The organism is Bifidobacterium scardovii JCM 12489 = DSM 13734, assembly GCF_001042635.1.
Classification (GTDB): domain Bacteria; phylum Actinomycetota; class Actinomycetes; order Actinomycetales; family Bifidobacteriaceae; genus Bifidobacterium; species Bifidobacterium scardovii.
Map to the genome: position 1 here is coordinate 142,642 of NZ_AP012331.1, position 15,735 is coordinate 158,376.

Genomic DNA, 15,735 nt, shown 5'->3' on the forward strand with positions numbered 1-15,735 from the left:
ATACGAACATCTTTACGCCGTGTATCGGAAGGTCGAGCGGGAGCCAACAGGCCCCGGCAGAGCCGCCGGTGGGTTAACAAGGCGTGATCGCAGCGCCGATTGCGCGGGCCACGCTTGCCGCAGTCGACTCCGTATACGAGCGTAAGGAGCAATGATGAGCGGACTCATCAAATTCTTCACCACAATTCTTTCTGTCTGCCGTCTCGTGCCGATGCTGCCCGTCGTCGTCATCGCCGCGATACCGCTGGCGTTGCTGGGCGATTGGCGGCCGTGGGGCGACGCGATCGCGATGCCGGTGCTCGGCGGTCCCGGGCTGGGGCAGTGGCTGGTCATCGTGCTGGTGCTGATCATCGTCGTCGACACCGTGCGCGGCATGATCGACGACCTTCGCCACGGGCGGGCCGGCGTCGACCTGCTGGCCGTGGTCGCGATCCTTTCCACCGTCGCCGTCCATGAATACTGGGCGAGCTGGGCGGTCGCCCTGATGGTCACGTCCGGAGAAGCCATCGAGGAATATGCCCAGGCCAAGGCCGAACACAGCCTGACCGTGCTGCTCGACGCCGCGCCGAGGACCGCGCACGTCGTCACCCTGCCCGGTGTTGGGCGTGGGCTTGCCGCCGATAAGGGCGATTCGTCCGACGGTTTCAGGCGTGTGGACTCGGCTCTGGCGATGCCTTCCCCTCAGGCAGTCTCCCCTCAGTCGGCTTCGCCGACAGCTCCCCTCGGAGAGGGGAGCCAAGGTGGTGGCGCTGGGCTTTCTTCTCTGGGGGATGTCGGTTCGCGGAGCAAGAACCAAGAAACTTGGCTCCCCGCTCTGAGGGGAGCTGGATCGCGAAGCGATACTGAGGGGAGCCAGAGCCGGGGCCAGGCAGCCGCGCACCGCTTCGACACGGTGCCGGTCGAGCAGGTGAAGTTGGACGATGTGCTTATGGTGCTGCCCGGCGAGACCGTGCCGGTCGATGGCGAACTGCTGTCCGGCTCGGCCACGCTGGACCTGAGCAACATCAACGGCGAGCCGATGCCGCGCGAAGTGTTCGCCGGCGCCCGCGTGATGTCCGGCGCGGTGAACGGCTCGACCGCTCTGGCCATGCGGGCCACCCAGCTTGCCGCCGATTCGCAGTACCAGCGCATCCTCGAACTCGTCTCGTCCGCGCAGGAGTCGCGCCCGGCCGTGGTGAAGACGGCCGACCGGTTGGCCGTGCCCTTCACCGTGCTCTCGCTGGCGATCGCCGGCATCGCATGGGCGGTGTCCGGCGTACCGACGCGATTCGCCCAGGTGCTGGTGCTCGCCACGCCCTGCCCGCTTCTCATCGCCGCGCCGGTGGCGTACATCGCCGGCACCGGCCGCCTTGCCGCAGCCGGCGTGCTCATCAAGGCGCAGGACGTGCTCGAGAACCTCGGGCGGGTCACGCAGGTGTTCTTCGACAAAACCGGCACGCTCACCGTCAAGCAACCGCAGGTGGTGCGCGTCGAGATGCTGCCCGGCGCCGCGGCTCAACTTGACGAGGATCACGTGCTGATGATGGCCGGCGTGGTGGAAAGCTATTCGGTGCACATCCTGTCCAAGGGCATCGCCAAGGCCGGCGCGGAGGCGATGGCCCGGCTGCGCCGGCGGTTCGAGGACGGCCAGCGCCTGTGCCCTGAGCCGGAGGCCAGCTGGCCTGGGCATGGGCGTGAGTATCCGGTCGTCAAGAACATCAATGAAGACGCCGGCAAGGGCGTCTCCGGCGAAGTGAACGGACACGCGGTGCGCGTGGGCCGGCTGTCTTTCGCGGCTGCCGGGGAGGACGGATTTCTGGCGGTTGATCGGACCACCTCCAGTCAGTCTGCGACTGACAGCCCCCGCCGGCGGGGGCGTGAAGCGGTGGTTCCTGCGGATGACATCCGCACACGCTTCGGGCTGCTGCAGCCGGATGAGATGGCGTCCTATGTGTCCGTTGATGGCCGGCTGATCGCGCGCATCGTGCTGCGTGATGTGCCGCGAGCCAACGCCAAAACGGCGCTCGCCGAGCTGCATGCATTGGGCGTCGCCAAGCTCGCCATGCTCACCGGCGACAAGCGCGCCTCCGCCGAAATCATCGCGAGTGAGGTCGGCATCGACGAGGTCCATGCCGAGCTCTTCCCCGAAGACAAGGTGGCCGCCGTCAAGGCCGCCACCAATGGCAACGCCGTCACGATGATGGTCGGTGACGGCGTGAACGACGCCCCCGTGCTCGCCGTGGCGGACATCGGCGTGGCCATGACCGACGGCACTTCCACCGCCGCGTCCGAGAGCGCCCAAGTGGTCGTCATGAACGACGACATCGCCGCCGTGCCGCGCGCCATCGCCATCGCCCGGCGCACCAAGCGCGTGATGCTCCAAGCCGTGATCGCCGGCCTTGCGCTGGCGCTCGTCGGCATGGTCGCCGCCGCGTTCAACCTCATTCCCGTCGTTGTCGGCGCCTTCCTCCAGGAAGCCATCGACGTGGTGAGCATCCTCTGGGCCCTCACCGCGCTGATCGATCGGGATTAGCTCCAGATCGCGCTAATGCGCGGATGACGTCCGGTTTCCCTCAGCCTCGGCGAGGGAAACCGGACATGACAGACGAACGTGCAATGCCGAACAGCAGGGCACTGGGCTCCGCGCGCCGCCTGGGGCGCCGCTCGCGTATGCGGTATGACTCCAAAACACACAAATCATCGCCAAACGAACAGAATTCCCACCACCCGCCCCCTGTTGCAACGGAAGGCTTTGCGCTAGGCTGTAACGCGTGACTGAATCTGTGAATACTGAACTCCGCATTGCCGTTATCGGCGCCGGTCCTGCCGGCGTCTACTCCTCCGACATCTTCCTGCGCCAGCTCAAGAAGCTCGGCGAGGAGCTGGGCCTCGGCACCGCCGCCCGCATCGACCTGTTCGAGAAGCTGCCGGTGCCCTTCGGCTTGGTGCGCTACGGCGTGGCCCCCGACCACCCCTCCATCAAGTTCATCGCCTCCGCGCTGGAGAAGACGCTTGACAACCCCGACATCCACCTGTACTGCGATGTGGAGTTCGGCAAGGACGTGACCCTCGACGATCTGCTCGCGCGCTACGACGCCGTGCTGTTCGCCACCGGCGCGGTCAAGGACAAGCCGCTGAACCTGCCCGGAGCGGACCTTGACGGCGTGTACGGCGCCGCCAAGTTCGTCGAGTGGTACGACGGGTACCCGACCGGCGCGCGCGAATGGCCGCTCACCGCGGAAAACGTCGCCGTGATCGGCGGCGGCAACGTCGCGATGGATGTGGCCCGCGAGCTTATGCGCAACGCCGACGACCTCAAGGCCAAGACCGACATCCCCGACAACGTCTACGAGGGCATCGGGCGGAACAAGGCGCGCGTGCTGCACCTGTTCATCCGCCGCGGCGTGGCCCAGGCCAAGTTCAGCGTGCAGGAGCTGCGCGAAATGGAGAAGCTGCCCGGCGTGCAGCTCATCATCAACGAGGACGATTTCGAACTCGACGACGACACCATCGAGGTGGCCGGCAAGGACAAGCTGACCCGCCAGATGGTCGAAGAGCTGTTCGCGATCCGCGAGATGGCCGAGGACATGGAGGACGACGGCGACGTCGACTTCGAGGGCAACCCCGCCGACCGCAAGTATTACGTCCACTTCAACTCCGCCCCGACCGAGGTGCTCGGCGAGGACGGCAAGGTGACCGCGATCCGCGTCGAGCGCACCGAAACCGGCGCCGACGGCAAAATGCACCGCACCGGCGAGTTCACCGACTACCCGGTCGAGGCCGTGTACCACGCGATCGGCTATCAGCCGGCCGAGGCCCCCGGCATCGTCTACGACCACAAGGGCGCGCACCTGGCCAACGCGAACGGCGATGGCCGCATCACGACCGAGGCCGACGGCGGCGACGTCCGCGAGCGCCTGTACGCCACCGGCTGGGCCAAGCGCGGACCGGTCGGCCTGATCGGCTCGACCAAGTCCGACGCCCTGATGATCGTCACCAACATGCTCGAGGATCTCGCCAAGGCCGCCGAGGGCGGCCGCGTGGCGGCGGACCGCGACCCCGAATCCATCGACCGGCTGCTGGAGAGCCGCGGCGTCAAGCCGATCGACTTCGCCGGCTGGAAGAAGATCGACGCGTTCGAGCGTTCCGAAGGCGCCAAGGAAGGCCGCGAGCACAAGAAGGTCATCGAACCCGACCAGATGCGCGATCTCGCCCACGCGTGACGCCGGAGGCGTCCGCCAACCCGAGCGTGCTCGCTGCGGCCGACTGAGTACTGATGCTGCGAGCCGCCGCCGGCACTATCCGTGAACCGCGCCCCGGCCGGCCGGATCTGAACGAATCCAGATCCGGCCGGCCGGGGCGCGGTTCGTCATATGCGCCAACTTATCCCCCGATAATCCCCGTTTTCCCCATCCGTTCTCAGCGTATTCCCCGGATTTTCCGCGTTGCGGGGGCTGCACCGCTGGTACCTTACTGCAAGGAACCCAAAAAAGCACCGGTGAGCACCACGTATCGAGGTTGGTATGTCAATACGGAACAGGAAAGCGCCACATCAAACGCGTCATGTATCGGGGCATGCCGCTTCGCACTACTCCGCGCCGGTTTCGGCCCGCACGTATCGCCGCCGCCGTCTGATGGTCGGCACCGCCGCGGCGCTGGTCGTCGCATGCGTTGCCGGCAGCGTGATATCGGACATTTCCGCGTCGCGGAGCCTGGACGACGTGGCGTCTTCCTCGTCCTCCGCCCCGGCCGACAAGTCCGCGGCGAACAAGGATGCCGGAAGCGAGGCGGCAAAGACGCTGACGCCCACCGAGACCGCGCTGAACGGCATCGCCGGGCTGGACGGCACCGCGCAGATTTCCGAGTCGGGGTTCGCCCTCGACTCCAACGCGCAGATGCAGCTCGAGCAGGAGTTGTCCGTATTCTCGTCATACGGTTATTCCGCATCGTTCGTGATGGTCGACATGACCACCGGAAAGGCACTCTCCTCGTACAGCGGCACGGCCCGCTACTCCGCGTCGGCGATCAAGGGGCCGTACGTGCTGTCGCTCGCCGCGACCGGCGCCCTTGACCTAGATGTGGTTTCGCAGGGCGCTACGGAATCGGACGCCTACATACAGCAGCTGATCGATCAGGCGATCACCGTCTCCGACAACGACGCCTACGTCACGCTGTACGACACCTACGGAGCCGCCCCGTTCGCGCAATGGGCCGCCCAAGCCGGAACGGATGCGGATGTGACCGAGGCCAAGTACCTGTATCTGTCCGCCGGCGATATGGCGCGCATGTGGGCGCAGGGCTACGATTTCCTCTTCGACGCAAACGCCGACGGCGCCTCCGTCTCCTCGGATGCCTCCTCGTCCTCCTCCGCCGCCTCGTCCTCCGCTTCCGACAGCGCCCGCCAGTGGCTCGCCGGCGAATTCGGCGACACGCTGAACTCCAGCATCCACATGGCTCTGGGCGACGAATATGCCGTGTACTCGAAGGCTGGGTGGATCAACGGCGAAGGCGATTACTACGCGTTGAACGATGCGGGCATCGTCTCGTCGGCGTCGGGCGACTACGTGCTGGCCGTCATGACCGACGCGTGCGGCGAATACGGGCTGCTGACCGATCTGATCGCGCTGCTCGACTCGATCCACAGCGCGTCGATGAGCGCCTGACCCGCGCGGCCGGGGCGGTTTCCGCTCGCGGCGGATATCCAGCCAACATTCAGACAGTGAATTTAGTGTGTGCACTATGAACGGCAAACTGCGGGTGCACGGCCATTTCAACGGCCTGAAAACAACGCTGCTTTTCGCGTTGATGTGGGGCATCATCATGCTCATTTGGTGGGCCACCGGGGCTCGCCGCAGCACGCTGAGCGTATACATCGTCATCGGCTTGGCCACCACGTTCGCATCCTACTGGTTCTCCGACAAGCTCGCCATCGCGTCGATGCGCGCGCGCGAGGTGTCGGAACAGGAGGCCCCGGCGCTGTACCGCATCGTGCGCGAACTGTCGGCCAAGGCCGGCAAGCCGATGCCGCACATTTATGTGGCGCCGACCATGAGCCCCAACGCCTTCGCCACCGGGCGCAACGAGCGGCACGCCGCCGTATGCTGCACGCAGGGCATCCTGCAGCTGCTCAACGAACGCGAGATCCGCGGCGTGCTCGGCCATGAGCTCATGCACGTCTACAACCACGACATCCTGACTTCGGCCGTCGCCTCCGCGATGGCGACGGTGATCAGCTATCTCGGCTACTCGCTCATGTATCTCGGCGGCGGGTCCCGCAACGACCGCGACCGGGAAGGCTCCGGTGCGTTCGGCCTGATCGGCGTGCTGATCAGCGTGGTGCTGGCGCCGATCGCCGCATCGCTGATCCAGATGGCGATCTCCCGTACGCGCGAGTACGACGCCGACGAGGACGGCAGCCTGCTGACCGGCGACCCGGAGGCTCTCGCCTCGGCGCTCAACAAGATCTCGTACGGCGCGCAGACCACGCCGATGGCCAAGACCGCCGGCACGCAGTCCGTGTCCGCGATGATGATCGCCAACCCGTTCTCGGCGACCGGTTTCTCGAAGCTGTTCTCCACCCACCCCCCGACCGACCAGCGCATCGCCCGCCTCATGCAGATGGCGCAGGACATGCGCGCCCAGGGCATCACGCAATCCTATGGGCCCGGTGTGGGCGTCGGCCGATGAGCTCGGCCGCGCATCCTGACGTGACCCAACCGGCGGTGGATGCCGCGGCTGGTTTGGCGTCGTCACCGTCCGACCCGCCCCTGCTCGCCCAGCTGCGGGCCGCCTTGCCGGCTTTGGGCGGCGGTGAGCGCCGGGTGATCTCCGCCATGCTGATGCATCCGCAGGATGTGCCCAATTGGTCCACGGCCGATGTGGCCGAGCACGCCGGCACGTCGCTGTCGACCGTGGTGCGGGCCTGCCAGCGGGTCGGCTTCCGCGGGTACCAGCACATCCGTCTGGAATTCGCCCGGATATCGGACGATGCCGAACGCGATGCGGCGGCGAGCGACACCGTCGCGGAGGAGTCGGCCGCTTCGGCCGCGTTCTCCAACGCGATCGCCGCGCTGACGGTCGCGGCGGGGACGATTGATTTTTCGGCCATGGACCGCGCCTCGGCGCTGCTGGTGAACGCGCGCCGGATCCTATGCGCGGCGACCGGGTTCTCCTCCCCCCCGATACAGGACGCGGCGCTGCGCCTGTCCGTGGCTGGTCTGCCGGTGCGCGCTCCCGCCGACGTCATCAGCCAGCAGTTCTGCGCGCACACGCTGGTCGGCGGCGATGTGTGCCTGGCGGTGAGCTACTCCGGCGCCAACGTCCATACGCTGAACACCTGCCGGATCGCCAAGGAACGCGGCGCGGCGGTGGTGGCGGTCACCAACTTCTCCAAGGCCCCGCTGGCCGATCTCGCCGACGTCGCGCTGGTCACCGGGGTGATGCCGCAGGCGCACAGCGTCGATCCCGGGGCGGACCGCGTCGCCGAATTGGTGGCGCTGCAGGCGCTGTGCGCCATGGTCGGCGAGCGTTCCGCGGGCGACGGCGAAGACGACGTGCGCGAGGTGATCGCGGAATCGGTGACGGATTCGGCCGATCGTTGAGCGGTCCGTATCCGATTCGTATCCGGTGTGCATCCGTCGATATTTCCCAATGTTCAACTTGCCGTCGCCGATCAGTCATATCGGCGTCATTCCCGCGTAGGGTTCCTGCGGATAATCATTAGTGGAATTCATTTCATGGTTCACGGAATTCTGGAATAAAGCTGGTTCGCCGGGCTGAGGTAGTGCGGCGAGCCATGAGGAAAGGTAAAACATGAAGGTTCGTGCATATGCCACCGTCGCCGCGGGAGCGCTCGCGGCCATGATGGTGCTCTCCGGCTGCGGCAGCGCCGACGCCAACACCAATGCGGCATCTTCGGACACCGCCAAGGATTCGTCGCTCAGCGGCACCATCACCGTCTACACTTCCGAGCCGCAGGACAAGCTCAACGAGCTGACCCGCGACTTCAACCAGGTCGAGCCGAACGTCAAGGTGCAGGTGTTCCGCGCCGGCACCGGCGACCTGAACGCCCGCATCGAGTCCGAGCAGGCCAACGGCGGCGTCAAGGCCGATATCCTGTGGGCCGCCGACGCCTCCACCTTCGAGAAGTACAAGAAGTCCGACTCGCTGGCCGCATACCAGCCGAAGGAGGCCGACAAGCTGATCAGCGGCGTGGCCGACGTGGACCACTACTACACCGGCACCCGCGTGATCCCCACGGTGATCGCGTACAACACGAACGCGGTCAAGTCCGCGCCGAAGTCATGGAAGTCCCTGGCCGACTCCCAGTACAACGGCAAGATCGTCATGCCGAACCCCTCGGTCTCCGGCGCCGCCGCCTACAATGCGGCCGTGTGGTACATGGACAAGAACCTCGGCGAGCAGTGGTTCACCGATCTGGGCGCCAACAAGCCCGTCATCGCCGACAGCAACGGCCCGGTCTCCCAGGCGGTCGCCTCCGGCACCCAGCCGATTGGCGTGGTCGTGGACTACCTGATCCGCGACCTGAAGTCCAAGGGCTCGCCGGTCGCCGTGTCCTATCCGTCCGAAGGCGTGCCGTTCGTCTCCGAGCCCATCGGCATCTTCAAGTCCACCAAGAACGAGAAGGCCGCTCAGGCGTTCATCGACTACGTGCTCAGCGAGCGCGGGCAGAAGCTCGCCGTCAAGCAGAACTACCTGCCGGTGCGCAACGACGTCGGCAGCCCGGAGGGCGCCCCGGCGCTCGACAAGATCAAGCTGCTCAACCCAGACCTCGCCTCGGTGACCAGCACCAAGAGCGAAGCGCTCAAGTCGTTCACGGATCATGTCGGCTGACACCATCGCCGTGACCTCCGCGAGGCGTTCCGGGCGGTCGCTCGGGGCGCTTCGCGCCGTATTATGGGTCTTTTGCCTGCTGTTCGTGGTGATGCCGCTGGGTGCGATCGCCGTGTACGGCATCTTCTCGTGGCGCGGCGCCGAAGTGCTCAACGGCGAAGTGCTGCAGGCCGCGATCAACAGCGCGGTGTCGTCGCTGTCCGCCGCCGTCATCGCCACCGTGGTCGCGCTGGCTTTGGCGATCTTCGTCGAGCACACCGATCTGCCCGGGCGCGGCGCGCTGCGCATGATCCTGCTCACCCCGCTGCTGGTGCCGCCGTTCATCGGCGCCATCGCGTGGACCGGCGTGTTCGGTCCGGCCAGCCCCATCAACATGCAGTGGACGCAGTGGTTCGGCCACACGCTGTGGAACCTGTACGGCGCCGACGGCGTGATCTTCCTGCTGGCGCTGCACGGCTACCCGGTGGCGTACCTGATGATTTCGGTCGCGCTGGACCGCGTGCCGTCCGAGCTGGAGGAGGCGGCGCGCATCAGCGGCGCGGCCCCGCTGCGGGTGCTGTCCTCGGTGACCTTGCCGCTGGTCGCCCCGGCCGCGCTGAGCGCGTTCATCCTGCAGGTGGTCAGCAATCTGGCTGACTTCGGCATCCCCTCGATCGTCGGCACGCCGGAACGGTACACGACGCTGGCCACGCTGATCTACCGCTACGTCCAGTCGGGGTCGGTCGACAACCCGCTGCAGGTGGTTGCCGGCATCGGCATCATGATGCTGGCGGTGACGATGCTGGCGTTGTCCGCCGTCAAGCGGATCCCGCAGCGCACGGTGATGTTCGCGCCGCGCTCCGCGAACGCGACGCCGCTGCAATTGCGCGGTCGCCTGCCGATCGCGGCGGTGCTGTGGGTGTTCGGCGCGGCGATCACGCTGCTGCCGCTGTTCGCCCTGGCCTCGCAGTCGCTGCTGGCTGCGCCGGGCATACCCCTGACCTGGCAGAACCTGACGCTCGACAGCTACCGGACCGCCTTCGAAAGCCCGACGACCATGGTCGGCCTGACCACGTCGCTGGCCCTGTCGATAGGGGCCGGCGTGATCTGCGGCATCGTCGGCATGGCGATCGGCTCGCTGGCATCCCGCTCGCGCAAGCGCTCCGACCACGCGCTCGGCAGCATCGCGCTGCTGCCCCAGTCGGTGCCCGGGCTGATCATCGCGGTCGGCTGGCTGCTGCTGGCTCCCCACGTCGGCCTGTTCAACACCCCGTGGGTGATCCTGGCCGCATACGTGACGGCCTTCATCGGACTGGTGGTGCAGACGGTCGAGGCGCCTCTCAAGGCCATTCCCGACGCACTGGTCGACGCCGCACGCATCAGCGGGGCTTCGCCGCTGACCGCCATGCGTGACGTCATCTGGCGGATGGGCGCTTCGGCCGCCGTCACCGGCGCGGCGATGGTGGTGCTGACCGCCGTGCGCGAGCTGACGATCTCGTCGCTGCTGCTCGCCCCCGATGCGCAGACGCTCGGCGTGGTCATATTCGGGCTGCAGCAGTCCGGCGCGTACAACGCGGCCGCGGCGCTGTCGCTGCTGATTACCGTTATTGGGCTCGCCGCGCTGCGGATGGTGACGCGGGCCATGAGAGGAAGATGAGCATGAACACACAACTGGCTGAGCCCGGAGCGGCGGTCGCCGACGCGGTGGACGTCGACGGGGTGACCGTGCGTTACGGCAACGGCAATCTGGGCCTCGACGACGTGAGTCTGAACGTGCGCCCGGGCGAATTCATGGTGCTGATCGGGCCGTCCGGCTCGGGCAAGACCACGCTGCTGCGCACGATCGCGGGATTCCTGAATCCGATGTCCGGCAGCGTGCGGATGAACGGCGAAACCATGGCCGCGCCGCACGTCAACGTGCCGCCCGAACGCAGGCATCTGGGCATGGTGTTCCAGCAGCACGCGATCTGGCCCCACATGAACGTCGGCCAGAACGTGGCCTATCCGCTGGTGCAGGCCCGCGTGCCGCGGTCCGAGCGCAGCGCGCGGGTCTCGAAGGCCCTCGCTATGGTCGGCTTGGACGGGTACGCCGACCGCGACCCCGGCGAACTGTCCGGAGGCCAGCGGCAGCGCGTCGCCATCGCGCGTGCCGTGGTGGCCGAGCCGCGCATGCTGCTGCTGGACGAGGCCTTGTCCGCATTGGACGAGCCGTTGCGCGAGGCGCTGCGCATCGAGTTGAAGCATATGACCGCGCAGCTGCATCTGACCGCCGTGCATGTGACGCACGACCGCGGCGAGGCGCTGGCGCTGGCCGACCGCATCGCGATCCTCGACCATGGGCGCATCCGTCAGATCGGCACGCCGAGCGAGTTGCTGGACAATCCGGCCAGCCCGATGGTCGCGGCGTTCCTTGGCGATGCCACGCTGATACCGGGCACATGCGACGAGCGCGGGTTCCGCGCCGACTCGCTGCCGCTGACCGTGCCGTTGGATCATGTCGCCGCGCACGGCACCTGGGGCCATGGTGTGCTTGCCGTGTCGCCGCATGCCGTGTCGCTGGGTGCGTGGCACGGCGACGAGGGCTCCGGTGCCGGTGCCGGTTCCGGTTCCGGTGCGCAGGGCGCTTCGGCCGGTGCGCCGGTCGTGTCGGCGTCGCTGTACGGGCAGGTGGTCAACACGGTCGTCGTGAACTGGGGCGGACTGGAATTCCGGTGCGCGGTGAGCGGCATCGCGCCCAGAACCGGCGAGCCAGTGGCCCTGAATGTGGGCCGCGGCATGTTCTATCTGGACGGCGCCGACGAACGGTAGGGGCGTGCGGCCCGGTGCCTGGGCGCCGTGGCCATGCGTGAAAGGCAACAGGAACGAATAAATGGATACATGTGTCATGAATGGCAGTGAAGGAGCCGGCGGTACGGGAACCGGCACGGCGACCGCGGCGGACGGCGGCGAGGTGCGGTTCGAGCGGTGCAGCAACGCCCGGGTCGTGGAGCGGCGCGATGACGGCAGCCCGTGGCTGATCCGCTCCGCGGCGCCGGACGATCTGACCGACGCCGACGAAGCACGGTTGCGGGGGCTCGGAGTGTCCACCATCGTCGACCTGCGCGAACCCGGCGAGGGGCATCCCCGGCATTTCCGCGGCATCACGACCGTGCCGGTCCCGATATACCGCCTTGAAGGCGGAGCGCCGCGCACCGGCACGCTGGAAGGCATCTACGCGTTCATGCTCCGGCACCGCGGCGCGGATCTCGCGCGGGCCGTCGGCGCCATCGCCGACGCGCCGGGCGCGGCTTTGGTGCACTGCAGCATCGGCAAGGACCGAACCGGGCTGGTCGTCGCGCTGGCCCGGCTCGCCGCGGGGTCTGCCCAACAGGGGATCATCGACGACTACGCGCTTTCCGGGGGCCGGCTGGGCGACGCCATCCGCCGGCGCACGCTGGAGGAGGTCGACCAGGATGCGCCCGGCGAGCCCGAGCATTCCGACACCCTTCGCATGCGGCTGGACAGCCCGGTGAGCATGATGGCGTCGATCTGCGACCAGTTGCAGGGGCCGCAGGGCGCCGTGCGCTATCTGCTGCGCAACGGCCTGGCGCAGACCCAGCTCGCGGCCCTGCGCGGCAAATGCGCGTCCGCCGGGCGGCTCACCATACTGCACCTGTCCGATCTGCATGCCGAGCAGCCCCCGGCACGGCTGTTCGGCCACATCGACTCCCTGGATGCGGTGGCCAAGGTCCCCGATTACCTGCGCTCCCTGGCGGTCCGGCCTGATGCGATCGTCGTCACCGGCGATCTGATCCACCATGACGTTCGCGCCTATCGGCGGGTATGCGAGGCGCTGCAGCGGCTGTCCGACGATCTTGGCGCGCCGCTGTGCGTCGTTCCGGGCAACCATGACGACGTGGATGCCGCGGCGGATGCGCTCGGGCGGTATACCACGGCCGCCGTCGCGCCGCAGTCGTTCGGCGTCCGCGGGTACACCCTGCATCTGCTCGACAGCAGCGAGGGATATATCGCTCCCGAGGCGCTGGCCGGGCTGCGGAAGAGTCTGCACGCGCCGTGCGCGGGTGACGGGGCCGATCAGGACGGGGCCGGCTTGTCCGGTCGGGACTCGGCGAGCGGGAATTGCGGCGGTCCGTCGATTCTGGTCATGCACCACAGCCCCGTCGGATCGCTGATGCCGTCGCTGCGGCACATCGCGCTGCATAACGCGGATGCCTTGGCGGACGCGATCTCCGGCGCGGACGTGCGGCTGATCCTCGCCGGGCATTTCCACCATGCGATGCAGGGCGTGTTCCACGGCGTGCCGGTATGCGTGGCGCCATCCATGGCTTACGAACAGCGCATGGACGCCGGAACGGGGCTGGTCGAGGGGCGCAGCGGCACCGCCTTCAGCATCGAGGAGCTCGGCCCCGAGGGACTGCGCGTCACGACGGTGCCGATGTCCCTTGCCGACGACACGCTGTTTTCGGTGCCGGCCGGCACCTCCACCCATCCGGGGCACCAGCATCATTCGCGGCCGAGCGTCGAGCTGGCGGCCGCGCGCTGATACGCCGTCGTTGCCTTCGCGTTGCCTCGCGTCGCTTTCGCGTCTTTTTCACGCCGCCGCGGATGCGCCGTGGCGGCATTGCCTCTGTCCCGTGATCCGTGGTAGACTGGCAACTCGTGCGCGCAAGCGTGCGAGCGCGGATGTAGTTCATCGGTAGAACGACAGCTTCCCAAGCTGTAGAGGCGGGTTCGACTCCCGTCATCCGCTCCACCAGAAACCGTTGGAATTCCAACGGTTTCTTTGTTTTTCGGGGTGCAGGCGGCGCTTCTGTGCCACGGGAGGCATAGGGCCCGTTTCAGTGCCCTACCGAGGTCCCATTGCTGTGCAGCCCCGTCACGGTGCGTCTTCGCTAGTATTTCGCGCCGTTACTTCGTTGGGTAATTCTGGCTCCCCTCGCTGAGGGGAGCCAGAATTACCCAACGAAGTAACGGCATGGGATACTAGCGCGCGGCGGCGAGATCCAGACCGGCTGCGTCGGCGACCCTGCGCCACCAGTCGACCAGCACCGGCATGGTGGCGTGCGCGTTCAACCCGCTGGGCTGGGGAATCACCCACAGCTGCGCGCCTCCGAACCGGTCGGTCTCTTCCGCGGTGAGGTCCTGCAGTCCCAGCGAGGCGGACTTGTCGGCGAACGCCTGCCGGTACGCCGTGATGCCCAGTATCGCAATGACCCGGGGATGGATCCTCGCGCACAGCTCCCGCAGCCGATCGGCGCCTTGGCGCAGCTCGGCGGTGTTCAGCTCGCTCGCTTTCGCGGTGGCGCGATTGACGAGATTGGTAAGCCCGATGCCGCGGTCGATCATCATGCGCTCATCGCGAAGATGCAGGCCGTAACTGGCGTCCACCTGCCACGGCGTGAGCCCCGAGGCGAAGAGCGACGGCCAGAATCGGTTGCCGGGATAGGCGAAGGGCGCGTTGACCGCGGCCGTCCATAACCCGGGGTTGATGCCCACGATAAGCAGTTTGGGGTGCGGGCAGCGGATGTCGTCGACCGTGCCGTCGACGAAACCGGCGAGCTCGGTGCGTTTCGGACGACGGCCTTCCAGCGGAGAATGTCGAATATCGCTCACGGGTTCCATGGTAGTCGTGCCCCGCTTACGGCGGTTTGCGGCGTAGGTTCGAGTTGTCGGTGCGCCGGTCAGTAGTGAAACCGGTTGTTCTGGATCGAATGGCGCATGTCAAACGTTATATGTGGGGGAGTGTCCGAGAGCGTGCACCGACAACTCGACTGTGCCGTACCAAAGCCCCCTCACGCCATCTGCATCAGCTGATCGATGGTGACGAATTCGTACCCTTGGGCGCGTAGATCGTCGATGATGCGAGGCAGCGCCTTGACGTCCTGCGAGCGGTCGCCCCCGCCGTCGTGCATAAGCACGATGGCGCCGTTGTGCGCGTTGCTGAGCACCGCGTCGTGGATGGCGTTCGGCCCGGGGCGCTTCCAATCCAGCGTATCGATGTCCCATAGCACGTTCATGTCGATCAGATCCGACGCGTCGGTCCACTGCTTCGTGCCGAACGCCCCGTACGGCGCTCGCAGGATCCGCGTATCCACGCCCGATGCGGCCTTGATGCCGGCGAATCCGCCGGTGATCTCGGCCCGCATCGCGGCCTTGTCCAGCTTGGTCAGATCCGGGTGCGTGTTGCTGTGATTGGCGATCTGGTGCCCCTCGGCCAGAGCGCGCTGCTCGACCGCCGGGAACGCCGCGGCCTGCGAGCCCAGATTGAAGAATGTGGCGTGAACGCCTTTGTCGCGCAGGATGTCGAGGATCGCCGGGCTCTGCGGGCCCGGCCCGTCGTCGAAGGTCAGCGCGATCACCTTGCGGCCGGCCGGTCTGGGATTGAGCGGCTCGACCACCAGATCGACCGGCGGTTCGGTGACGCCCTTGTCGGCCTTCTTCCCGGACTTCTTGCCGACCCAGATCTCGCGCACGCCGTCGCGCCCGTGTTGCCTGACCCGTTGGATGGCGCCGCCGGCGATCACGATATTCGAGCCGTGCGGCACCGGTTCGCGGCTCACGTCATGTGCTTCGGTCGTATCCTTGCCGGATTCGACCGTCACGTCGGCGTGCTCGGGAACGGCGGTGGTCTCGCGGTCCCGCGCGGCGATCTCATGGCCGTTCACCGCGGTGCTGACCGGTTCCCCGCCATGCTGGTCGAGCACGTCGCCGGTGACCGCCAGCAACCGCCCGGGAACGGCGCCGAAATCATCGTTGCCGGCCATCAGCGCGCCCAGCGTGGTGTCGACGCGCATGCTGACCGATGAGCCGTTGACGGTGATGTCGATGGAACGCCAGTGATGTTGCCACATCCACCACGACCATGCCGCCGCGCAGGCTCCGGCCGCGATCGCCACAGTGATCGCTATGCCGGCCAGCACACGC

The 15,735-nt window shown here is 67.2% G+C and carries 11 protein-coding genes and 1 tRNA gene; 10 read left to right on the plus strand and 2 right to left on the minus strand.

The genetic code is table 11. The features are described from left to right. Positions 1–154 precede the first annotated feature (154 nt). From BBSC_RS00605 to BBSC_RS00650, 10 genes are all read left to right on the plus strand, one after another. Positions 155–2,512 (plus strand): heavy metal translocating P-type ATPase, encoded by a 2,358-nt coding sequence (locus tag BBSC_RS00605; protein ID WP_033519975.1) that lies wholly within the window; start codon positions 155–157, stop codon positions 2,510–2,512. 238 nt (positions 2,513–2,750) lie between these two features. Continuing rightward, positions 2,751–4,202, plus strand: a complete 1,452-nt coding sequence (locus BBSC_RS00610) for an FAD-dependent oxidoreductase (protein WP_033519972.1) — start codon at positions 2,751–2,753, stop codon at positions 4,200–4,202. A 411-nt stretch (positions 4,203–4,613) separates the two neighbouring features. Beyond that, entirely contained in the window at positions 4,614–5,642 is a 1,029-nt protein-coding gene (locus BBSC_RS00615; RefSeq protein ID WP_033519630.1) for a serine hydrolase, read from the plus strand. Between the two features lie 76 nt (positions 5,643–5,718). Continuing rightward, positions 5,719–6,666, plus strand: a complete 948-nt coding sequence (htpX, locus tag BBSC_RS00620) for a zinc metalloprotease HtpX (RefSeq protein WP_046726269.1) — start codon at positions 5,719–5,721, stop codon at positions 6,664–6,666. Continuing rightward, a complete protein-coding gene (locus tag BBSC_RS00625) occupies positions 6,663–7,580 on the plus strand; it encodes a MurR/RpiR family transcriptional regulator (RefSeq protein WP_081892980.1) in 918 nt (305 codons plus the stop codon). The genes htpX and BBSC_RS00625 overlap by 4 nt, the downstream gene beginning before the upstream one ends. A gap of 211 nt (positions 7,581–7,791) precedes the next feature. Beyond that, on the plus strand, positions 7,792–8,832 hold the full coding sequence (locus BBSC_RS00630; RefSeq protein ID WP_033519628.1) for an ABC transporter substrate-binding protein: 1,041 nt from the start codon (positions 7,792–7,794) through the stop codon (positions 8,830–8,832). Further along, positions 8,822–10,468: an ABC transporter permease gene (locus tag BBSC_RS00635; protein WP_046726270.1), complete on the plus strand. Its 1,647-nt coding sequence runs from the start codon at positions 8,822–8,824 to the stop codon at positions 10,466–10,468. The genes BBSC_RS00630 and BBSC_RS00635 overlap by 11 nt, the downstream gene beginning before the upstream one ends. A 2-nt stretch (positions 10,469–10,470) precedes the next feature. Next, the gene (locus tag BBSC_RS00640) at positions 10,471–11,619 is read left to right on the plus strand and encodes an ABC transporter ATP-binding protein (RefSeq protein WP_046726271.1); all 1,149 of its coding nucleotides are present in this window, start codon (positions 10,471–10,473) and stop codon (positions 11,617–11,619) included. Positions 11,620–11,695: 76 nt separating this feature from the next. Next, positions 11,696–13,354 carry a tyrosine-protein phosphatase gene (locus tag BBSC_RS12680; RefSeq protein ID WP_051923213.1) on the plus strand — a complete coding sequence of 553 codons (1,659 nt, stop codon included), beginning with the start codon at positions 11,696–11,698 and terminating at the stop codon, positions 13,352–13,354. 136 nt (positions 13,355–13,490) lie between these two features. Beyond that, a tRNA-Gly gene (locus BBSC_RS00650) sits at positions 13,491–13,564 on the plus strand. Between the two features lie 230 nt (positions 13,565–13,794). Here BBSC_RS00650 and BBSC_RS00655 read toward each other — a convergent pair. Together BBSC_RS00655 and BBSC_RS00660 are read right to left on the minus strand one after the other, a co-directional pair. Further along, positions 13,795–14,433: a mismatch-specific DNA-glycosylase gene (locus tag BBSC_RS00655; protein WP_033519627.1), complete on the minus strand. Its 639-nt coding sequence runs from the start codon at positions 14,431–14,433 to the stop codon at positions 13,795–13,797. Between the two features lie 170 nt (positions 14,434–14,603). Next, positions 14,604–15,662 carry a polysaccharide deacetylase family protein gene (locus BBSC_RS00660; protein WP_051923221.1) on the minus strand — a complete coding sequence of 353 codons (1,059 nt, stop codon included), beginning with the start codon at positions 15,660–15,662 and terminating at the stop codon, positions 14,604–14,606. Positions 15,663–15,735 lie beyond the last annotated feature (73 nt).